Origin of the sequence: Arthrobacter sp. fls2-241-R2A-200 (genome assembly GCF_030209745.1) — a bacterium.
Lineage (GTDB): Bacteria > Actinomycetota > Actinomycetes > Actinomycetales > Micrococcaceae > Arthrobacter.
Genome location: NZ_JARVRJ010000014.1, coordinates 1 through 20894, shown reverse-complemented (window position 1 = coordinate 20894; position 20894 = coordinate 1). Strand labels below are relative to the sequence as shown.

The 20894-nt window shown below is 61.6% G+C and carries 23 protein-coding genes and 1 tRNA gene; 9 read left to right on the top strand and 15 right to left on the bottom strand.

The annotated features are described in order from the left end of the window. Positions 1 to 142: 142 nt before the first annotated feature. Complete coding sequence (locus QRN42_RS14870) at positions 143 to 1015, top strand: NAD-dependent epimerase/dehydratase family protein (protein ID WP_284979923.1); 873 nt, start codon at positions 143 to 145, stop codon at positions 1013 to 1015. 25 nt (positions 1016 to 1040) lie between these two features. Here the strand turns inward: QRN42_RS14870 and QRN42_RS14865 are convergent, their stop codons facing one another. From QRN42_RS14865 to pdhA, 3 genes are read right to left on the bottom strand one after another with little or no spacing between them, the layout of a single operon-like run. Then, a complete protein-coding gene (locus QRN42_RS14865; protein WP_284979922.1) occupies positions 1041 to 2468 on the bottom strand; it encodes a dihydrolipoamide acetyltransferase family protein in 1428 nt (475 codons plus the stop codon). Next, on the bottom strand, positions 2465 to 3475 hold the full coding sequence (locus tag QRN42_RS14860; RefSeq protein ID WP_284979921.1) for an alpha-ketoacid dehydrogenase subunit beta: 1011 nt from the start codon (positions 3473 to 3475) through the stop codon (positions 2465 to 2467). Before QRN42_RS14860 ends, QRN42_RS14865 begins: the two co-directional genes overlap by 4 nt. Next, on the bottom strand, positions 3475 to 4668 hold the full coding sequence (gene pdhA / locus QRN42_RS14855; RefSeq protein WP_502869511.1) for a pyruvate dehydrogenase (acetyl-transferring) E1 component subunit alpha: 1194 nt from the start codon (positions 4666 to 4668) through the stop codon (positions 3475 to 3477). The genes QRN42_RS14860 and pdhA overlap by 1 nt, the downstream gene beginning before the upstream one ends. A gap of 195 nt (positions 4669 to 4863) precedes the next feature. On the opposite strand from pdhA, the gene QRN42_RS14850 reads away from it, so the two are divergent. From QRN42_RS14850 to QRN42_RS14835, 4 genes are all read left to right on the top strand, one after another. Then, complete coding sequence (locus QRN42_RS14850; RefSeq protein ID WP_284976539.1) at positions 4864 to 5334, top strand: Lrp/AsnC family transcriptional regulator; 471 nt, start codon at positions 4864 to 4866, stop codon at positions 5332 to 5334. A gap of 135 nt (positions 5335 to 5469) precedes the next feature. Next, a complete protein-coding gene (locus tag QRN42_RS14845) occupies positions 5470 to 5877 on the top strand; it encodes a DUF4383 domain-containing protein (RefSeq protein ID WP_284979920.1) in 408 nt (135 codons plus the stop codon). A gap of 38 nt (positions 5878 to 5915) precedes the next feature. Beyond that, positions 5916 to 6515 (top strand): hypothetical protein, encoded by a 600-nt coding sequence (locus QRN42_RS14840; protein ID WP_284979919.1) that lies wholly within the window; start codon positions 5916 to 5918, stop codon positions 6513 to 6515. Positions 6516 to 6587: 72 nt separating this feature from the next. After that, positions 6588 to 7607 carry a PHP domain-containing protein gene (locus tag QRN42_RS14835; RefSeq protein WP_284979918.1) on the top strand — a complete coding sequence of 340 codons (1020 nt, stop codon included), beginning with the start codon at positions 6588 to 6590 and terminating at the stop codon, positions 7605 to 7607. 8 nt (positions 7608 to 7615) lie between these two features. Here QRN42_RS14835 and QRN42_RS14830 read toward each other — a convergent pair whose 3' ends face one another. The 6 genes from QRN42_RS14830 to rpsB form a co-directional block, all read right to left on the bottom strand. Further along, positions 7616 to 8200 (bottom strand): DivIVA domain-containing protein, encoded by a 585-nt coding sequence (locus tag QRN42_RS14830; protein ID WP_284976535.1) that lies wholly within the window; start codon positions 8198 to 8200, stop codon positions 7616 to 7618. A gap of 21 nt (positions 8201 to 8221) precedes the next feature. Then, the gene (locus QRN42_RS14825; protein ID WP_284979917.1) at positions 8222 to 9157 is read right to left on the bottom strand and encodes a phosphatidate cytidylyltransferase; all 936 of its coding nucleotides are present in this window, start codon (positions 9155 to 9157) and stop codon (positions 8222 to 8224) included. Further along, complete coding sequence (gene frr, locus QRN42_RS14820; protein WP_284976533.1) at positions 9157 to 9714, bottom strand: ribosome recycling factor; 558 nt, start codon at positions 9712 to 9714, stop codon at positions 9157 to 9159. The genes QRN42_RS14825 and frr overlap by 1 nt, the downstream gene beginning before the upstream one ends. A gap of 101 nt (positions 9715 to 9815) precedes the next feature. Continuing rightward, a complete protein-coding gene (pyrH, locus tag QRN42_RS14815) occupies positions 9816 to 10553 on the bottom strand; it encodes a UMP kinase (protein WP_284976532.1) in 738 nt (245 codons plus the stop codon). A gap of 120 nt (positions 10554 to 10673) precedes the next feature. Next, positions 10674 to 11510, bottom strand: coding sequence for a translation elongation factor Ts (tsf, locus tag QRN42_RS14810; protein WP_284976531.1), 837 nt, complete (start codon positions 11508 to 11510; stop codon positions 10674 to 10676). A 121-nt stretch (positions 11511 to 11631) separates the two neighbouring features. Then, positions 11632 to 12498: a 30S ribosomal protein S2 gene (gene rpsB, locus QRN42_RS14805; RefSeq protein WP_284976530.1), complete on the bottom strand. Its 867-nt coding sequence runs from the start codon at positions 12496 to 12498 to the stop codon at positions 11632 to 11634. Positions 12499 to 12890: 392 nt separating this feature from the next. Between rpsB and QRN42_RS14800 the strand changes: the two genes are divergently transcribed. Next, on the top strand, positions 12891 to 13391 hold the full coding sequence (locus tag QRN42_RS14800) for a M23 family metallopeptidase (protein WP_284979916.1): 501 nt from the start codon (positions 12891 to 12893) through the stop codon (positions 13389 to 13391). A gap of 31 nt (positions 13392 to 13422) precedes the next feature. Here QRN42_RS14800 and QRN42_RS14795 read toward each other — a convergent pair whose 3' ends face one another. From QRN42_RS14795 to QRN42_RS14770, 6 genes are all read right to left on the bottom strand, one after another. After that, positions 13423 to 14613: an acyl-CoA dehydrogenase family protein gene (locus tag QRN42_RS14795; protein WP_284979915.1), complete on the bottom strand. Its 1191-nt coding sequence runs from the start codon at positions 14611 to 14613 to the stop codon at positions 13423 to 13425. A gap of 169 nt (positions 14614 to 14782) precedes the next feature. Further along, a tRNA-Ile gene (locus QRN42_RS14790) sits at positions 14783 to 14859 on the bottom strand. An 83-nt stretch (positions 14860 to 14942) separates the two neighbouring features. Continuing rightward, positions 14943 to 16139 carry a glycosyltransferase gene (locus QRN42_RS14785; RefSeq protein WP_284979914.1) on the bottom strand — a complete coding sequence of 399 codons (1197 nt, stop codon included), beginning with the start codon at positions 16137 to 16139 and terminating at the stop codon, positions 14943 to 14945. Between the two features lie 109 nt (positions 16140 to 16248). Then, on the bottom strand, positions 16249 to 17154 hold the full coding sequence (locus QRN42_RS14780) for a DMT family transporter (RefSeq protein ID WP_284979913.1): 906 nt from the start codon (positions 17152 to 17154) through the stop codon (positions 16249 to 16251). After that, positions 17154 to 17777 (bottom strand): CDP-alcohol phosphatidyltransferase family protein, encoded by a 624-nt coding sequence (locus QRN42_RS14775; RefSeq protein ID WP_284979911.1) that lies wholly within the window; start codon positions 17775 to 17777, stop codon positions 17154 to 17156. Before QRN42_RS14775 ends, QRN42_RS14780 begins: the two co-directional genes overlap by 1 nt. Before the next feature lie 44 nt (positions 17778 to 17821). Beyond that, positions 17822 to 18670 carry a phage holin family protein gene (locus QRN42_RS14770; protein WP_284979910.1) on the bottom strand — a complete coding sequence of 283 codons (849 nt, stop codon included), beginning with the start codon at positions 18668 to 18670 and terminating at the stop codon, positions 17822 to 17824. 169 nt (positions 18671 to 18839) lie between these two features. On the opposite strand from QRN42_RS14770, the gene QRN42_RS14765 reads away from it, so the two are divergent. The 3 genes from QRN42_RS14765 (at position 18840) to QRN42_RS14755 (ending at position 20793) form a co-directional block, all read left to right on the top strand. Beyond that, positions 18840 to 20069, top strand: a complete 1230-nt coding sequence (locus QRN42_RS14765; RefSeq protein WP_284980059.1) for a multidrug effflux MFS transporter — start codon at positions 18840 to 18842, stop codon at positions 20067 to 20069. 65 nt (positions 20070 to 20134) lie between these two features. Further along, on the top strand, positions 20135 to 20326 hold the full coding sequence (locus QRN42_RS14760; protein ID WP_284979909.1) for a YMGG-like glycine zipper-containing protein: 192 nt from the start codon (positions 20135 to 20137) through the stop codon (positions 20324 to 20326). A gap of 59 nt (positions 20327 to 20385) precedes the next feature. After that, positions 20386 to 20793, top strand: a complete 408-nt coding sequence (locus QRN42_RS14755) for a hypothetical protein (RefSeq protein WP_284976521.1) — start codon at positions 20386 to 20388, stop codon at positions 20791 to 20793. The last annotated feature ends 101 nt before the right edge of the window (positions 20794 to 20894 follow it).

Sequence of the window (20894 nt, the reverse complement as noted above, 5' to 3'; positions counted from 1 at the left end):
GGCTGTTTTGGGTGCTCACGAAGTTTAGGGTTGAAAGACCGACCATTCGTTGCACCATTCACTGCACTGGACATTCATTGCGCATGGCCGGACGCCGGACAACAGGCCCTTGGCTAGGGCAGCTACAAGCGAGGAGTTCACGATGAGGATTGCCGTCACCGGGGGAAGCGGAAAATTGGGCAGGAGCGTCGTCAGGCGGCTCGTCCAAGATGGCCACGACGTACTCAATCTGGATCGCATGGGAACTCGCGGCCCGGGTTACGTGAACGTGGACCTCCGCAACTACGGACAGGTCCTGGACGTGATCCTTGGCCTCGACGACAGGCACAACGGCATAGATGCCATTGTGCACCTTGCAGCAATTCCCGCCCCGGGGCTCGCTCCTGACGCCGCGATTTTCGAGAACAACATGCTCTCCACGTACAACGTGTTCCAGGCGGCCCGCAGGGCCGGGATCACCAAGGTGGTGTACGCCTCCAGCGAGACCGTCCTCGGGCTGCCCTTCGACGTCGAACCGCCGTACATCCCTGTGGACGAGGAGTATGCAGCACGGCCAGAGAGTACCTACTCACTGGTGAAACACCTCGAAGAGCAGATGGCCATCCAACTGACGCGGTGGGACCCGAACCTGAGCATCACGGCGCTGAGGTTCTCCAACGTCATGGACCCGGAAGACTATGAGGCCTTCCCGTCCTTTGATTCGGACCCGACTCTGCGCAAATGGAACCTCTGGGGTTATATCGACGCGCGTGACGGCGCACTTGCCGTGGTCCAGGCCCTGGAACACGGGACACCGGGTTTCGAAACTTTCATCATTGCCGCCTCGGATACCGTGATGACCCGCAGCAGTGCCGCGCTGGCCGCCGAAGTGTTCCCCGGCGTCGAGGTGGTCAAGGAGTTGGGCGAACACGAAACGATGCTGTCGATCGACAAGGCGCGCAAGGTGCTGGGTTTTGAACCCCAGCACAGCTGGCGGGATGTCCACCCGAACCGGACCACCCCCACCGAAGACTGAGGCGGTCCGGCGCGAAGCTGGCCGGCTAGATCATGGTCAACACCATGGCCGGGTCGGCCAGGATGGTACCGAGATCAGCCAGGAACCGGGAGCCCTGTTCCCCGTCGACCAAGCGATGGTCGAAGGACAGGCTGAGGGACATGACCTGGCGGACCACGATCTGGTCCTCCACAACCCAAGGCGCTTTCCGGACGCTTCCCAAGGCAAGGATCGCAGCTTCGCCGGGATTGAGGATGGGAGTCCCCGCATCGATGCCGAAGACGCCGATGTTGGTGATGGAGATGGTGCTGCCGGAGAGGTCCGCCGGTTGGGTTTTTCCGGAACGGGCCGTGTCCGTCAGGTCAGTCAGTGCCGCAGAGAGTTCCCGCAGCGTCAGGCGGTCCGCATCCTTGATGTTCGGAACCGTGAGGCCTCGCGGCGTCGCGGCAGCTATACCCAGATTCACGTAGTTGAACTGGATGATTTCCTGGTTGGCCTCATCCCACCGTGAGTTCAACGACGGGTTATTCTGCAACGCGACCAGCAATGCCTTGGCTGCGAGGGTCAGGGGCGTCAGCTTGTAGCCCTCAAAGGCCTTACTGCCCTTCAGGCGGGCCAAAAGCTCCATGGTCGCCGTGACATCAACTGTGAGGAACTCGGTTACGTGCGGGGCAGTGAAAGCGCTCTGCACCATTGCTGCGGCGGTGAATTTGCGGACACCCTTGATGGGCGTCCGCGTCTCCCGCTCGCCCTGCCTGGCGGGAGAGGCTTGGGTGGCCGTTCCCTGCCCGGTTTTCTGCGAGGCTTCAGCGTCCGTGTACTGCTGGATGTCTTCCCGGGTGATGAGGCCGCCGGGCCCCGAACCCTGAACCGCGCTCAGATCGATGCCCAAATCCCGGGCGAGCTTGCGAACTGGCGGCGTGGAGCGCGGGCGCTCGGCACCCGCTGATTCCAAGGCAACTGGAGGTTCGACTCGGGCTGGTATTTCGACTCGGGCTGGTACTTCGGCTCGGGCTGGCACAGGCACTTGCGTTGGCATCGAAGCCGGCACCGGCGACTGCGCTGGGGCCACCTGTCCCCGGGCCCTCCGCGTAGGACGCCCGGTGTTTTCCAGGACTGCACCGTATCCCACCAGGTTCGGCTCGCGTTTGGCTGCCGCTGTGGGCACTTCGCCGCCGTCGTCGTGTTCGTTCGTGTCAGCTTGGGCGGAACCGCCCTCAGCGGAATCCACTTCGAAGGAGACAATGGGCTTGCCGACCTCCACCACTGTTCCCGGTTGCTCGTGGAGTGCGGCCACCACACCGGCGAACGGTGAGGGCAGTTCCACTACCGCCTTGGCCGTCTCCACCTCCGCGATGACCTGGTTGAGGGTAACCGTGTCCCCTACGGCCACCTTCCAACTCAGGATTTCCGACTCGGTCAGACCTTCTCCCAAGTCCGGCAGCCTGAATTCCTTGATCATGGTGGCGCTCATCCTTCCAAACCGCTCAATGAATTGGGGCGCCCCAGCGCCCGGTCAACGCCGTCCAAAATCCTGTCCAGGTCCGGCAAATGGTGCATTTCCAGCTTCGAGTACGGATACGGGACGTCGAAGCCGGTGATGCGGACAGGTGCGGACTCGAGGTAATTGAAACAACGCTCCGTGATGCTCGCCGCAATTTCCGCGCCCAGGCCGCCCGATTGCCCCGCTTCATGGGTAATGACCAATCGACCGGTCTTGCGTACCGATGCCTCTACCAGCGGGTAATCGACAGGTGCCAAGGACCGCAGGTCAATGACTTCAACGGAAATGCCTTCATCGGCTGCGGCAAGCGCGGCGTCCTTGGCTGTCTTGACCAGCGGGCCGTAGGCGACCAACGTCACGTCCTTGCCGGCGCTTACGACGGCGGCCCGCTCAAAGGACAGGGCGCGGGAAAGGTCCAAAGCCTCATCCACATCCCCCTTGTCGTGGTATCTCCGCTTGGGCTCGAAGTAGAGAACCGGGTCATCCGAGGCGATGGCCTGCTGGATCATCGTGTACGCATCCTGCGGGTTGGACACTGCCACCACGCGCAATCCGGACGTGTGGGTGAAGTAGGCTTCCGGAGATTCCGAGTGATGTTCCGGTGAACCGATCCCTCCCCCAAACGGAACTCGTATGGTGATCGGCATCTTGACGCGGCCTTGGGTACGGTAATGCATCTTGGCGACCTGGCTGACGATCTGGTCAAACGCGGGGTAAATGAAACCGTCAAACTGTATCTCGCATACCGGTCGGAATCCTCGGTACGCCAGCCCGACCGCAGCACCGATGATGCCGGACTCCGCCAAGGGAGTGTCGATGACACGGTGCTTGCCGAAGTCTTTCTGGAGACCATCGGTCACCCTGAACACCCCGCCCAGGGAGCCAATGTCTTCGCCCAAAAGAACCACTTTGGGATCGTCCTCGAGCGATTTGCGCAGGCCGGCGTTGATGGCGCGGGCGAATGTGAGCTTGGACATCAGCGTCCACCTTCCTGAACTGGCTGGGCTGCATCGCCCTGGCCGAAACTGTTCAAATACCGCGTGTAGTGGTCTTTTTGGCGTTCAATCCAGGAGTTGGGCGTGCTGTATACGTGGTCGAAGACCTCCAGCGGGTTGGGGTCCGGCATTCCTATGCAGCTGGAACGGAACTCAGCGGCAACGGCGTCGGCCTTGGCCTTAACCTTTGCTTCCACGCTGTCCGTCAGCAGCCCCTTGGTTTCCAGGAGCTTGCGCAGCCGAACAATCGGGTCCTTGGCAGCCCAGTCCTCCAACTCGATCGGATCCCGGTACCGGGTGGGATCGTCAGCGGTGGTGTGCGGACCCATCCGGTAGGTAACGGCCTCGATGAACGTGGGACCGCCACCCTTCTTCGCCCTGTCCAGGGCAACGCGGGTGGCGGCCATCACGGCCAACACATCGTTGCCGTCAACGCGCATGCTGGGAATGCCGAAGCCGTTGGGCCGGTCGGCCAATTCGATGTGCGATTGGATGCGGACAGGTTCCGATATGGCCCAGTGGTTGTTTTGGCAGAAAAATACCACTGGAGCCTGGTAGCTGGCAGCGAAAACCATGGCTTCGCTGACGTCGCCCTCACTCGTGGCGCCGTCTCCGAAGTACGCGATCACAGCGGTAGTGGCGCCCTCGAGCTGGACTCCCATGGCATATCCGGCAGCGTGCAGGCTCTGCGAGCCAATGATGATTTGGGGCGTTGCCATATTGATGCGCTGGGGATCCCAACCGTAGGACGAGTTGCCTCGCCATACCCTGCTGATTTCGCTCAAATGCGCACCACGTACGTAAGCCACACCGCTTTCGCGGTAGCTGGGAAAGACGAAGTCGTCGTCGTGCAGTGAACGGCTGGAACCGATCTGGGCCGCTTCCTGGCCGAGGAGTGGCGGCCAAAGGGCCAACTCCCCCTGCCGCTGAAGGGCTGTGGCCTCGGCGTCGATACGCCTGATGACCGTCATGTCCTCATACAGGCCACACAGCTGTTCATCCCCAACGTCCTTGACCCAGACGTCGAACTCCGGATGACTGATGCGTTCGCCCTTCGGTGAGACCAGCTGAAGCAGCTCGCCACCGGTCCGCAGTGGATTCCGAGCGTCATTGCCTGGGGTTTCCGGGGTCGGAGCGTACCCTTGCGCCCGATTGCCCGCCTGATCCGTTAACACAGGTGATCGCACCCTTCCGGTTCGGTTTTGCCGGCGTTGGCGGGACTTGTGATCCTGCCGCAGATCGGCCCTCCGGCGCCTTCACCGGAGTTATTTGTGACCCTACTCACAACCAGCATCGGGTACAACTACCGATGGAAAAATTGATCATCACGCACGGTAATGGATGCCTCCACCGTGCTAATCTTGCGCATTATGCAACCTTTGGATGGCACTGATACCCGGCTCCTTTCAGCCATGGCCAAAGACCCTCGGGGGACGGTGGTGGCCCTGGCGCAGAAGCTTGGGCTGTCCCGAAACACCGTCCAGGCCCGCATGGCACAGTTGGAGAAGAAACACGCCTTCCTATCCTTCGAACGACGGATCAATCCGGCAGCCCTCGGCTATCCCCTGACCGCATTCATTTCTGTACACGTCCAGCAGCAAAAGCTGGCCTCGCTGGCCCAGGACCTGGCCGACATCCCGGAAATTCTCGAAGGGTTCGGGCTTACCGGATCCGCGGATTTGCTGCTGCGCGTGGTCGCCTTGGATGCCGAAGACCTCTTCCGCATCAACGGGAAGATCCTTGCCTGCGATGGAGTGGACCGCACGGATACGGCGCTGGCCATGCGTGAGATGATCCCTTACCGCGTTCAACCCCTGTTAGGGCGGGGCTCGCAGGCCTGAGGTCGCCAAGGAAACAGAATAAATCCGGCTTCCACCCATCCACCGCGATCAATGGTCCGAATCACTGCTGAGAGTCCCGTCCGGGGCTCAGCAGAAATGGCCGGTCAACCGGCCGTCATGGGAAGGTTTGGACCAATGCGCACTTCGCCCAACCGCTTGATCGCCACCGTCTTCGGAGCCGTCTACCTCTTGGTAGGTTTGCTCGGGTTTTTCGTCACATCCGGAACCGGCTTCTTCGCAACCAAGGGTGCCACCTTGATCATTTTTGATGTGAACCCGCTCCACAACATCATTCACTTGGCTATCGGTGCGGCACTCCTCTACTCCGGAATGAACGGCGTTACCGCCGCCAAGTCGGTCAACACAACCATCGGCGGGGTCTACCTCCTGGTGGGCATCCTCGGCCTGTTCCTCGTGGGAACCTCACTGAACATCATTGCCCTGAACGGCGCGGACAACGTGCTGCACCTTGCAAGCGCCGTCCTCCTTCTCGGAGTCGCCCTGTCACAGGACAAAGCAACAGTCGCAACAGCCCGCGCCTGATTAGCCCCACCACCAGAGAACCGGAAGGGAGCGGCACCGTGGAGTACCAACGCCCAACAGTCAAAGCGGCAGTATTGCTTTTCATCTACTTCGCGGCCATGGCGGCCGGGCTGGTTGAGTTCTCCCTGGCTGCCGGATACCTCACGGGGCAATCCGCCCCCACTCCCGGCCTCGTCGTTGCCGGTGCGGCAACCCTGTTGGCAGGGCTGTGCTTCCTGATGTGGGCCCTCTGGGGGCTCCATCGGAACGCATTGGTCCTGACCCGTTACGCCGCACCGGCATTGACCCTTGCCGCCGTCGGCCATGTCGCCGCCATAGCGACTGGCTTGGGCTCTGTTCCCAAGTTCATGAGCGTCAGTGATCTTGCAGCGTTCGGGTTGGTGCTCATGGCACTTGCCGGCACAGGGTGGCTCCGGCGGCAACACAAGACCAACGACGGCGGTGCAGGCGCACCGCCGCGGAGTGGGCGACTCCTGGCAGCGGCGTTCGGCGCCGCCGTCGTTGTTTCGTCCGTGGCGACGCCCGGGTTGGCCGCCTCTTTGGCGGGACAGCACGCTGTTCCCCATGGAGAGCACGGCCAAGCTCCCGCACCAGGCCAAGACACGAACCTCACCCTGAATCAGGGACATCACCACTAGCGATGGCCCTGTCCGGCGCACCCCAGCCCCGCCTTCTCTTGATGGCGGCCGCGGTTCGTGGATCATGGACCCATGGACCCTATTGAGGCGCTCGAAGAAATTTCCTTTTGGCTCGAACGGAGCCAGGCCCCGTCGTTCAAGGTCCAGGCCTTCCGCAAAGCGGCAGATGCGATACAGCAACTCGCACCGGAAGAACTGCGGAGATTGGTCGACGCCGGGCGGGTGACCAGCCTTAAAGGCGTGGCCGCCCGCAGCGGTGAGGTTATCACCCAAGCTATGGCCGACGCCGTTCCGGACTACCTGGCCGACCTGCGGGAGCGCGGCAAGGAAGCACTGGCCGCTGGCGGCGGTACTTTGCGGACAGCGCTGCGCGGGGACCTGCACAGCCACAGCAATTGGTCCGACGGCGGCTCCCCCATCGAAGCCATGGTCGCCGCAGCCCGCACACTGGGCCGGGAATACCTCGCGCTCACGGACCACTCCCCCAACCTCACCATCGCCAACGGGCTGAGCGTCGAGCGGCTGGAGAAGCAGCTTGGCATCGTGGAAGGGATCAACGCATCGCTGGAGGACATTCGGCTGCTTAAGGGCATCGAAGTGGACATCCTCGAGGACGGCACCCTGGATCAAACGCCGGAAATGCTGGCCCGCCTGGATGTCGTGGTCGCCAGCGTGCATTCCAAGCTGCGCGCGGACAGGCAAACCATGACCCAGCGGATGTTAGGTGGCATCCGGGATCCACACACCAATGTGCTGGGCCATTGCACCGGGCGGCTCGTCCAGGGATCCCGGGGTACACGCCCGGAGTCGGAGTTCGATGCCGCCAAGGTGTTCACCGAGTGCGCCGAATGGGGTGTCGCCGTCGAAATCAATTCACGGCCCGAGCGGCAAGACCCGCCCGATAACCTGATAAAACTAGCGCTCGACGCCGGGTGCCTCTTCAGCATCGACAGCGACGCCCATGCTCCTGGTCAGCTCGACTTCCTTCAATACGGCGCCGAGCGGGCAGAGGCGCTTGGAGTGCCCAAGGAACGGATTGTCACCACCTGGCCGCTGGAGCAGCTCACGGAATGGCTCAGCCTCAAAAAGTAGCCCGATCGCTAGTCGATGGCCGCCATCAGCTCCACCACGCGCTCCAGGAACGCGTCCACCTGGGCTTCCTCATAGCCGTCGGCGCCACGGGCCGCGCGGAATACGGCCCTGCGCACGGTATCCACGCTCAGGGTCTGATCGTTTTCGAGGTAGCCGACCAATTCTGCGCACAAAGCGTCAACGTCCTGGACGTTGTAACTGCGGGCCCGCTTGTGTGACGGGCGGCGGAACCGTTCGCCGTCGGGCCTGTGGAGCCTGCCTCGCAGGATTCCCGATAGCTTGCCGATCTGGCGCAGCCAGGCTTCTTCGCCCTCTTTCCCGATCAGGTCGTCGCGCTCCCGGCGGGCCAAGGCGTCCTCCAGTCGATCCAGGGCTGCATCGACGGTGTGGGCGTCGTAACCACCTTTGACGGGGTCGAAGGCAACCGCACGGACGTCTGCACTGGCAACGTGGCCGGGGGCGCCCACCGGATTCTCGAACGACGTTTTGGCGCGGCTGAGGAAGTCATCCACTTGTTTGGCGTTGTAGCCGTATTTGCTGCGCTCCACGCGATTGAAAGTTGCGGGAATCTGGCGTCGAATATCCACGGACACTAATTATCCTTCATCGGGTTCTCATACGCCGCTGAGCAGCGCGAACAAAACATAAGCTACGGGGGCCGCAAAAACAATGGAGTCCAACCGGTCCATGACGCCCCCGTGGCCGGGCAGGATGCTGCTCATATCCTTGACGCCCAATTCCCTCTTGACCATGGACTCAGCAAGGTCCCCCGCAGTTGCGGCGGCGACCATGCCAAGGGCCAGCACCAAGCCAACCCACCATGGTTTGTCGAGAAGGAAAATACAGGAAAGGACACCAATCACCATGGCACCACCCACGGATCCCGCGAAGCCTTCCCAGGACTTCTTGGGGCTGATTTTAGGCGCCATGGGGTGCTTCCCGATCGAAGCACCCACGATGTAGCCGAAAGTGTCGTTTGAAACCACGAGCAGCAGGAGAGTCGCGATCTGCCAAGCACCTTGCGGTATACCGCTCGGCCACAAGCCGATCGGCGTCGCACCTCCGGTGGCATGGAGCGGCAGTGCTGCGAAACTGATCAGGAAAGGGACCCACGCCAAGGTGAAAACCCCGGCGAAAACACTCCGCGGCGCCCCTGCGGCACTCTCCACCGAACGCCAAACGAGCACCGCCACGGAGCAGGCCGTCATGGTAAACAGCAGGCCCTCCAAGCCCCCGAAGTAGGCCGAGACCGGCATCACCAGTGTCCCTACCATGACCGGGATGATCGGTAGCCGGGTGCCTTGGGCCTGCAGGGCCCGGAAGACTTCCCACACCCCAAATACTGCGAAGGCCGTGGTCACCAGGACGAAGCCCAGGGGAAGGAACAGCAATCCACCCAGGACCGCCACGAGCATGGCGAGCCCGACGCCGATGGCCGCCGGAAGATTCCGGCCCGCCTTCGGCGTGGGGTTCTCCCGTGGCCGCTTGGCACGCCGGGGCCTATCGCGTGTCGGGGCCCGCTCTGCGGGCGCCGGCTCAGCCTGGTTCATCAGACCTCGAGCAGCTCGGCTTCCTTGCGCTTGAGCAGCTCGTCGATGCTGTCGACGTGCTGCTTGGTCAGGGCGTCAAGTTCCTTCTCGCCGCGGGCGCCGTCGTCCTCGCCCGCTTCGCCGTCCTTAACAAGCTTGTCCAAGGTGTCCTTGGCTTTGCGGCGGATGCTGCGGATGGAGACCTTGGCGTCCTCACCCTTGCCCTTGACGATCTTCACGTATTCCTTGCGGCGCTCTTTGGTGAGCTCAGGGATTGTCACGCGGATGACGTTGCCGTCGTTGGACGGGTTGGCGCCAACCTCAGAGTCACTCAGGGCCTTTTCGATGTCCCGCAGCGCGGTCTTGTCGTAGGGGGTGATCAAGATGGTCCGTGCATCCGGAACGCCGAAGGAGGCCAACTGCTGGAGCGGGGTGGGCGTGCCGTAGTACTCAACAATGACCTTGTTGTAGAGACCGGGGTTGGCCCGACCCGTGCGGATCGTCGCGAAGTCATCCTTGGCGACCTCCACCGCCTTGTCCATCTTCTCGGCGGCTTCGAGCAAAGTCTCTTCGATCACGGGTGTCTCCTCAAAATTAGTCGCCGCCTGGCTGGAAGCGGCACTGCACATTAAAGCGCCGCCACGAGGGGCGGACGGTCCTAGAAATATCCTAGCCCTTGCTAGGGGCTTACCCGGGTTCCCAGCGTTTCGCCCAGGATGGCGCGGGTGACGTTGCCCTCGCCTTCCATGCCGAAGACCACCATGGAAAGGTTGTTGTCCTTGCACATGGTCATCGCGGTCTGGTCCATGACCCTGATATCGCGGCGCAACGCTTCGTCGTAACTGAGGACATCGAGTTTTTCTGCTGCTGGATCCTTCTTGGGATCCGCTGTGTAGACGCCGTCCACGCCGCTCTTGGCCATGAGGACCTCGTCAGCGTGCACCTCGAGGGCGCGCTGGGCGGCTACGGTGTCGGTGGAGAAGTAAGGCAAACCGGCGCCTGCGCCGAAGATGACCACGCGGCCTTTTTCCATGTGGCGGATGGCACGGCGGGGAATGTACGCCTCGGCTACCTGGCCCATGGTGATCGCGCTCTGGACCCGGGTCTCAACACCGGCTTGCTCCAGGAAGTCCTGCAGGGCGAGGCAGTTCATGACCGTGCCCAGCATGCCCATGTAGTCAGCGCGGGAGCGGTCCATACCACTCTGGGACAGTTCGGCACCGCGGAAGAAGTTACCCCCGCCGACGACGATTGCCACCTCGACGTCGGACACGGCCGCGGCGATCTGCTTGGCGATGGCCCGGACGGTTTCGGGGTCGACGCCGAGCTTGCCGCCACCGATTACTTCGCCGGAAAGTTTCAGAAGTACACGCCGCCGGGTCTTCTCGGGGTGGATTGCAGTGTTGACGGTTTCCATGGTGCCTCCCGTTGGTGGACTCTGGCTAGGTTATCGTGCTGATGGCCCGGGTAGTTATTGACCGGACGGTTGCATGAAAAAGGGGCGGCCACCGAAGTGACCACCCCTTCTCATGACGTGCTAGTTTCCGACGCGGAAACGGGATACTGCGGTTGCTTTGACGCCGGCTTCTTCGAGGACCTGTGCAACGGTCTTCTTGGAATCCTTGGCGAACGCCTGGTCAACCAGGACTTCACCCTTGTAGAAGCCAGTTACGCGGCCTTCGACGATCTTCGGAAGTGCTGCTTCGGGCTTGCCTTCAGCCTTGGCGGTCTCTTCTGCGATACGGCGCTCGGACTCAACCAATTCAGCCGGAACATCCTCGCGGGTGAGGTAGTTCGGCGCCATGGCTGCAACGTGGACAGCGACATCGTGCGCAGCAGTGGTAGCGGCTTCACCTTCGCCGTCGACTGCGAACAAAACGCCAACCTGGGCCGGGAGGTCCTTGGAGGTCTTGTGCAGGTAGGCATCAACGGTGGTGCCCTCGACGCGTGAAATGCGGCGAACGACGACCTTCTCGCCCAGAACGGCGCCTTCTTCGATGACAACCTCGGACAACGGCTTTCCGTCAACCTCGGTGGCCAGCAGGGTTTCGAGGTCGGCAGCGCCGGACTCGACAGCCACGTTGAGGACCTTGTCCGCCAGCTGGATGAACTTGTCAGCCTTCGCAACGAAGTCGGTTTCGCAGTTGACCTCGATCATGACGCCCACGCCACCATTGACCTTGGCAGCAACCAGGCCTTCTGCGGTGGAGCGGCCCTCGCGCTTGGTAGCGCCCTTGAGGCCCTTGATGCGGATGATCTCGATGGCCTTCTCGGCGTCACCGTTGGCTTCGTCGAGAGCCTTCTTGACGTCCATCATGCCAGCGCCGGTGCGCTCGCGCAGGGCCTTGATGTCAGCAGCAGTGTAGTTCGCCATGGGAACCCCTCTGTCTAGAAATTTGTGTGTTTACGGACTGACAGGACGGCTGCCCACAAGGTGAGCTGCCATCCTGTCAGTTGCCCCTGAAGCCGTTACCGGCACCAGGGAAGGTCAAGATTTACTTCGCGGCTTCGGCTTCGCCAGCGCCGGCTTCGGTCGCGGGAGCTTCTGCTGCGGGTGCTTCTGCGGCAGGTGCCTCGGCCGGAGCTTCTTCAGCCTTGCTGCCTTCAAGGAGCTCGCGCTCCCATTCAGCCAGCGGCTCTTCCGGAGCTTCGGTGGTGCCCGTTGCGCGCTGGTTACGGGCGATGAGGCCCTCAGCAACGGCGTCGGCAACAACGCGGGTCAGCAGGTTGACGGAGCGGATGGCGTCGTCGTTACCCGGGATCGGGAAGTCGACTTCGTCGGGATCGCAGTTGGTGTCCAGGATGGCAACAACCGGGATGTTCAGCTTCTTGGCCTCGTCAACTGCGAGGTGTTCCTTCTTGGTGTCAACAACCCAGAGGACCGAGGGGGCCTTGGTCAGGTTGCGGATGCCGCCGAGGTTGGTCTCGAGCTTGGTGAGTTCACGCTTGAGGAGCAAGAGCTCCTTCTTGGTGTAACCGGAGCCTGCGACGTCCTCGAAGTTGATCTCTTCGAGTTCCTTCATGCGCTGGATGCGCTTGGCAACGGTCTGGAAGTTGGTGAGCATACCGCCCAACCAACGCTGGTTGACATAGGGCTGGCCAACGCGGGTAGCCTGCTCGGCAATTGCTTCCTGAGCCTGCTTCTTGGTGCCGACGAACAGGACGGTGCCGCCGTGGGCGACAGTAGCCTTGACGAACTCGAAAGCGCGGTCAATGTAGGACAGCGACTGCTGGAGGTCGATGATGTAGATGCCGTTGCGCTCCGTGAAGATGAAGCGCTTCATCTTCGGGTTCCAACGACGGGTCTGGTGTCCAAAGTGGACGCCGCTGTCAAGCAGCTGGCGCATAGTTACGACGGGCATGCCGACGCTCCTTCCGGCAGGTCATTCATGAGAGCGCCCATGGGGCTGCTCTTACCCTGCCAATAGTTGACGGTTGTTTAGCCTTACCCGGACGGGCGCGGCTCCTGGCATCCATTGCACTTCCCATCCGGATAACCGGACCGCAGGAGGCACAATCCTCCGCAGCCTGAAGTTTGTTGGCTTCGCTGGTGGAGGGCTGGATACGCGTAGTCAGTTCGGCGCCCTCGCATATCTGAATGAGACACGATCCTGAACAAGCTTGAGGGCACAGCAAACTGCTCCAACAAGTGTACTACAGCGACCCCCTCCATCTGACCGCGCGACCCTTGGCGTTGTCCACATAGCCAAGGGTCGGGATCGCGGTGCGGGCGCCTAGGCGGAAGGCTTGTCAGATGCTCCTCTTGAAGCCCCTATTGTCCGCATTCGTCGCAATTGCCATCACGGCGGGCCCGTCCAGTCCGGTGCACCCTACGGGGGAACATTGGAGTTGGCCGCTCTCGCCCAAACCTGCGGTTCTGCGCACCTTTGATCCGCCCGACAAACCGTGGTTGAGCGGTCACCGGGGCGTGGATCTGGGGCCGGTGCTCGACGGCGAACCCGTCACCGCGCCTGCGGACGGCGTGGTGACGTTTGCCGGCGTCGTCGTCGATCGGTCAGTCCTTACCATTGACCACGGCAATGGCCTCAAGAGCAGTTTTGAGCCGGTGACCAGTAATCTCAAGCCTGGCGATCCTGTCAGCAAAGGACAGCTAATAGGTTCCACTGAGCCGGTTTCCGGGCACTGCGGCAGCAGTCCATGCCTGCATTGGGGGGTGAGACGCGGCGATGAGTACGTCAATCCTTTGGACTTGGTGCAGGACATGCGCCCCTCCATACTGCTGCCGCTGGGATGATCCAGCCGGGGCCTTGGATTTCGCCGTTACGTCAGACAATCGCGGAAACGCCGGTGATGGCTCGCCCTGTCACCAAGGTATTGATCTCGTGGGTGCCTTCGTAGGAGTAGATGGCCTCGGCGTCGGCGAAGACCTTCGCCATCCCATAGTCCGTGACGATGCCGTTGCCGCCAAGGATGCTGCGTCCGAGGGCTACGCTTTCACGCATGCGAGCGGTAGCAAATGCCTTTGCAAGGGCTGACTGCTCGTCCTTGGCAACGCCGGCATCCTCAAGCTGGGCGAGGCGAACCATCATCCCGGTGGAGGCCACCGTGTTACCGAGAATTTGCACCAGTTGGTTTTGCACGAGCTGGAATGCTGCCAACGGCCGGCCGAACTGCTGACGCTCAACGGCGTACCGGCGCGCGACGTCAAAGGCGGCCATCTGAAGTCCCACCGCTTGCCACGCAACTGCCAAGCGGGTCACCTTGAGGACCTTGTTGGTGTCACGGAAACTGTTGGCGTTGGCCAGCTTGTAGAAGTCCGGCACCACCACGTTGTCCAAGGTGATGTCGGCGTTCTGCACGGTGCGCAGCGAGATTTTGTTCTCGATCTTGCTGGCCGAGTAACCAGGCAGTGAGGTGTCCACTAGGAACGCCTTGACCTGGCTATCGGCCACGTCCTTGGCGTAGATGACCACCCAGTCCGAGAAAGTTGCATTGCCGATCCAACGCTTGGCGCCGTTGAGGATCCAACTGTCACCGTCCCGCTGCGCCGTGGTCCGTGTTCCGCCAGCGACATCCGAACCACCCAACGGCTCGGTCAGGCCGAAGGCGCCGATCTTCTGCAAGGAGTAAATGTCCGGCAGCCAGGCATCCTTTTGTTCTTGGGACGCCAGCGCCTCAATCGAGCCGGTGAAGAGGCCATCGTGAACACCCATGAAGGTGGCTATCGACGCGTCAGCGCGGGTGACCTCGGCGTGGAGCATGCCGGCAAACAAGTTGGAGAATCCCTGGCGGCGCACGGGGCTGACAAGGTCCAGCTCACCAAGCTTGGGAATGAGATCCATGGGGAATTCGCCCCGGTTCCAGCAGTCAGTGGCGATGGGGGTCACCTCACGGGCCAGGAATTCGCGCACCTCGGCGAGCCGATCGCGCTCCTTGCCCGTCAACATCTGCTCAAAGGCATAAAAGTCCCCGTCGGCATACGGGAGGGTGGCGGCGTCGAATGCAGCGTTGGACATGTTCGCTCCTTCAAGGGTGGCAAGGGACCACAGGGAAAGTTACTGGTCAGTAACATATCGCAGATGCACGTCTTCCCGCAATGGACGCCGCTTGGAGCGGCACTACATGGCCGGACACAAAAACGTCCCCCTTCCCACGCATACGCAGGGAAGGGGGACGATCCGGATCTGGTAGGGCTACTCGGACTTGAACCGAGGACCTTAGGATTATGAGTCCCGCGCTCTAACCAGCTGAGCTATAGCCCCTAGGCACCCGCCCAGCCACCGCTTAATCACGGTAGTGGGCAAAGCACTCTAGCAATACTAATGGCTGCCGGGCAGTGCTCCGGTCACACCACCATGTCTTCGTACGAGGCACCGCGATAGAGGTCCTCGAAGGTTTGAAGAGTGCTGTTGATGCTGTGCGGTTCCACCATCTCGCGGCTGAGCTTTCCCATGGCCTTGAGCTGGTCCTCCGGCAGTTCAACGAGCACGGTGATCTTCGCGGACAGGTCGTTGCTGTCATTCGGGGTGAACAGGTAGCCGTTCTCTCCATCGCGGACCAGATGCGGAAGGGCCATGGCGTTGGCCAACAACACGGGGGTGGACGCGGACATCGCTTCAAGGGTGACCAAAGACTGCAATTCGGCCGTCCCGGGCATGCAGAAGATATCCGCCTTGATGTACGCCTCGCGCAGTTCGTCATCGCTGGCCAGTCCGAGGAACCTGACGCGGTCCCGTAGCCCCAACTTGGCCACTTGGGCTTCAAGGGCAGGACGGACCTCGCCCCCGCCGACGATTTCCAGATGGACGTTGAGCTCCCGTGGTGTCTTGGCGATTGCATCGATCAACACATTGACGTGCTTCTCTTCGGCAAGGCGGCCTGCAAACAGAACCGTGGGATGGCTGTGCGGTTCAAGCGTCTCTCCGGGCTGGAGTTCGTACGCCGACGAGTCAATCCCGTTGGACAGGGGCAGGACTTTGCGAAGGAAAGCGTGCTGGTGCATCGCCTTGGCAGCCAGTGGGGTGGGGGTGGTGACGACGTCCGCCTTGCCCATGACCTTGCCCATGTCTTTCCAGGAGATCCGGCCCACAATGTCCTTGAACCACTGCGGGAAGGGCAAAAACGGATTCAGGTTCTCGGGCATAAAGTGGTTGGTGGCAACCACCCTGATGCCTCGCTTTACGGCCTCGTAAAGAACCTGCTCGCCGATCATGTAGTGGCTTTGGATGTGAACCACGTCCGGCTGCACTTTGTCGAACAGGAGGCTGATTTCCTTCTTGATTTCCCAAGGGAAGCAAATGCGGAAATATTCGTGTGTGAACACGCCGTGCGAGCGGAGTCGATGGACCGTGGCTTCATCGCGGAACTCAGTGAAACTCTTGCCCGTGTCCGGCCGGCACGCCAAGACGTGCACATTGTGTCCTCGGGCCGTCATCCCCTTGGCCAAGCGGTAGCCGAACTGGGCAGCACCGTTGACGTGCGGAGGATATGTATCAGCCGCAATCAATAAGGTGAGGGGTTGGGCGGTGTCGGGAATGGTCACGTAGAGAACTCCTGATGGTCACGGTGCGGACAGCATCGATGGTGGCAATGCTGAGGTGTCGCCGATTTGCCGGTCCGCGCAGGGCGGGGGCGCAAGGTGCTGCTTTGCCCTAGGCCTTCCGACCGGAGTTCGCCTTCGCTTCCTTCCTGCGCTTGGTGACTTCCGGGTGGTGGCGGCTCAAGGTAATAACCCCCACGATAGCAAGCGAAGCGGCCGCGGCCATGGCGATCGCCATCACGGCGTGCACATCGGGACGAAGCTCACCAAGGATGATGATGCCAATGGCAATGCCCACCATGGGGTCTATGACCGTCAATCCCGCAATGACCAAGTCCGGCGGCCCGCCCGAATAGGCGCTCTGGACAAACCACGAGCCCAGTCCCCCGGCTGCGATGATTGCAATGACGGTGTACCACTGCACGTTGAGCAGGAACAGCCCGTTGGGATCGAGAAGATGCTTGCCGATGATGCGGGTCAGCACGGCAACGAATCCGAACAGGACGCCTGCGCCCACAATGTACACAAAAGCACTCAGCCGGTGCTTGAACAACACCGCCAAGCTGCCAAAGATCCCCACGGCCAAAGCCAACAACAACACGATGGTCAGCTCGTCCTCGCCGCTGACGTGGTGGTTCTCCTGGGTGACAAAAACGGCCAGCAGCACAAAGAGCGCAGACCCTGTGACGCAGGTACTGATGGCCACCACGGTCGCACGGTTGATGCTCAAGCCCTGGTCCTTGGCGTTGACCACCGTGGTGATCACAAGGGCAATGGCCCCGATGGGTTGGACCACAGTCAGCGGCGCAGACACAAGGGCTATGGAGTTCATCACCATTCCCAGGCACAAGAAGAGGAGACCAAGCATCCAGCGGGGATTGCGCAGGAGCCGAAGGAAGCCATTGGAGCTCAGTGCCAGGCCACCTGTGTCTGCCTTCACGGCACTGCCTTGCCGTTGGGCCCCGATGGCCAGGAAAAAGGCTCCGAGGACGGCAAGGAAAACCGCCAGCCACACCATCAGCGGGGCCCTTCGTCGTCGTTTTTCAAGTCTTTACCCTTGCGCACGATAGCCCAGAAATAGTTGTAGGCGGCGATCCAATGCCCCACCAGCCCCAAGCCCAGGAACGTCCACGCGGCAACAAAATAGACGTCCGTCAATGCGAGGTGCATTTTGGACAGGACCAAAAGCGGGGTGCCGAGCAACAACAGCGCCGTACGGATCTTGCCAACAATGCTCACCGGCAGGTCGGGATGTCCATGGAAATAGAGCAGCGACGCCAGGGCAAGAACAGCGTCCGGCACCATGAGCGCGGCGAGATACCACCACTGCACGACGCCGGCAATCACCAAGGTGACTGCCACCGCCAGGAGCGCCGCGCGGTCCGCCAGCGGATCGAGGATCCGGCCCAGTTTGGACGTTTGGTTGAAACGACGCGCAATGTAGCCGTCCACCCAGTCCGTGCTCCCCATGAGGACCAGAACCAACACCGCGAACCCGTACTCCTGCCTGGCCAGCACGAGCCACATGAACAGCGGGACGCCCATGAATCGGAGCACGGTAAGAAGGTTGGGGACCGTGAAGATGAAGTCGTGGTCCACTTGGGGACGGCCGGGCCGAGAACCGGCTCCAATCAATTTCATCCTGTCCCCCTTTCTTCCTGAATGTGCACCGCAGCGGGACGTGACTACTTTTTCAGCAACTTCCTCACGGCAACGATGAAGACCGCAGCGGCAGTTACGAAGGCCGCAAGGTCCTTCCAGCGGGCAGCAATTCTTGCCGAGAGGCCGCCGGGAACCGAGTCTCCGAGGCCGGAGATCCGTGCGCCCGCAAATTCCCTGCCCTCCTGGAACTTGCCGTTGGCGCTCTCCCACAAGGCCCGTCCCTGTGTCTTGACGTCCAGCTGCTCTCCGAGCTCGTCACGAACACCCGTCAAGTGCTCACGGCGCCTGGTCAAGCGGGAACGCAATTCGGCCTCAGTGGGGGCCTTGACCGCATCCGCTTCCTTGGTCGATTCCTTGGCTGCTTTTTCCGCTTTGGCCTTTTGTGCGGCAGCTTCCTTCTCAGCCTTAGCTGCCTTGGCGGCGGGCGAATTCGGATCGAGGATCGACGCGTCGAATGCGGACCCTTCTTTCGCGATTCCGAGATCGTGCCTGATACCCCGGATGGTGTCCTCCGGAATCAAGGGCATTGCTTTCTTGAACCGTGCCAGACCTATCAAACCCGCGATTGCCACAATCACCAGGAAAAAGGCTGCAACAATCAAAGCCGCAAGCCAGCCCGGCATAATGGTGGCAAGGGCCAGGATCGCGGCCGCAACGAGGGCAATGACCAATAGCGCCAGGAAAACCAGCGCCACGCCAAAGAAGGCTCCGGCGACCCCAAGCTGGGTCGCCTTGCGCTTGAGCTCCACCTTGGCCAAAGCAATTTCGTCGTTGATTTGCCGCGGGGCCAGCCGTGCAACCAGCTTGAGGGTCTTCGGCAAAGTACGAATGGCTGGTCCTTGGCTGGTCCTGCCGGTATGACGTCCACTCATGGGTTCCGCCTAACTGCTTCCTCTGGGCATCGTGTCGGGCGAACGCGGAGGGTTTATTCCCCGCACGCCTGTCCACAAAGCTATCACTGAGGTTCTTCTTCAACTTTCGCCTTGTAACCGCGCCGCGCCATCGCTGCCGCTAATAAATATGATGTGGGCCATAGAATTGATCTTCGTGACCTCCTCCATCGCCCCAGGCGATTCCCTGAGCCGACGCGAAAAGCTTGTGTACATTGTCCTGTTGGGCGCCCTCACCGCTTTGGGCCCTTTCACCGTGGACCTCTACCTCCCCGCATTCCCGGCGTTGGAGAAGAGCTTTGACGTCTCAGCGGCAGCTATTCAGCTAACCCTGACAGGCACCACTGTGGGCTTTGGGCTGGGTCAGTTGGTTGTGGGGCCTTTCAGTGACAAGTTTGGGCGGCGCCTTCCACTGATTCTGGCCACCGGTGTCCACATCGGCTCATCCCTGGGGGCCGCCTTGTCCACGGACATCGGCCTGCTTTCCCTTTTCCGGGTGCTCATGGGGATCGGCGCCGCAGGTGGTGGCGTCGTGGCAATGGCCATGGTCCGGGACCTCTTCCACGGGTACGCGATGGTTCGCATGTTCTCCCGTATGTCGTTGGTCAATGGACTCGCACCGATCCTCGCGCCCATCATCGGCTCCCAACTGCTGTTGATCTTCGCGTGGCCCGGCATCTTTGTTTTCCTGGCCTGCTACGGCTTCCTGGTGATCATTGCCGCGATCTTCCTCATCAGGGAAACGCTGCCGGCAGAGAAACGGGGCAAGTCCACGGCCACCGTTCGGCAACGCTATAAGTCGGTGCTGACTGACCGCATTTTTGTAGGCATGCTAATGGTTGGCAGCCTGAACTTCGGTGGCTTATTTGCCTACCTCTCGGCGTCGACATTCCTGTTCCAAAACGTCTACAGCTTTTCGCCGCAGCAATACGGATTGCTTTTTGGGGTCAATTCCTTGGGCATCGTGGCCGGGGTACAGATCAGTTCACGGTTGATACGGCGGGTTGCACCACAGTGGATCGTGGCTGGGGCAACCGCTGCCATGCTGCTCATGGCCCTGCTGATTGTCGGCCTGGATCTTGTCCATGCCGGCCTCTTCGGCATCCTCATTCCACTGTGGTTCTACATCTGCTGCACCGGATTCATGTTCCCCTGCGTCCAGGTCCTGTCCTTGGCCAAGCATGGTGCGCAAGCAGGGACAGCCGCGTCCTTGCTGGGCGCGGCGCAGTTCCTGATGGCCGGGATCGTACCGCCGGTGGTTGGTTGGCTCGGCGTCGGCTCCGCAGTTCCGATGGGCGCCGTCCAAGCAGTCTGCATCTCCGGCTCCATGGCCGCACTGTGGTTGGTGGTCCGCCCCCGCACCGTGCCCTCCATCCACTAAGTCCCGTCTCCCAGTTCACTCCCCTGAGCCCCTCAACACGGCAGCCGAACCCGTAGGCTGGGTCGATGACCAAGAAGTCGATGAAGAAACCGCACCGCAACGGCAGGGGCCTTTTCCTCGGCGCCATGTTGGGAGCAATTGCCGGTGCGTTGTTGGGCCGGACGGTAGGCGCAGCGCCCTTCGGGGCGGCATTGGGGGCCGTCATCGGGGCCGCCCTTTTGTACCGCGTCAACCCGGGTCCTTGGAACCGCGACTAACTCTTCCCCAAGCTCGTCCACCCCTTTCCTGCACCCACGCCCGGCGATAAAATTGCCTCGTGCCCCCATGGCAAGACCTGCAGCCGCTTCCATCCCCTTGGCAGCGACGGGATGAACGCATCCTGCCGCTGTGGTGGGACCGGTTGTGCTCGGTCACCAGCGCCCAGTCGGCGGCCCTCTACGCGGCCGGCCTGTTCATGGATGATCGACGGCGGCCCATCGCCCAGTGGTACAACCCCGAGACCGACGCCGCGTTGTTGGTTGCGCCCGAAACCTCACCTGAGTGGCCCGTACAGCGGTTTGGCATCTTCTACGCCCCACCAGGTGGCGGATTCACCCGGGTGCACTCCGCACCCCATGAATGGCATCCACGCGACCCGAGGACTCCCCCCACTGAACAAGAGGCTTTCCTCGCCGCGGTTGGCGAAGCCGCACGCTTCCTCCAAGTGGAGATGGATTTCGTGTAGGAAAAGGAGAACCCCGCACCAGCCTGGGCCGGTACGGGGTTCGGTTGCTCCTCCGACTGGACTTGAACCAGTAACCCTTCGATTAACAGTCGAATGCTCTG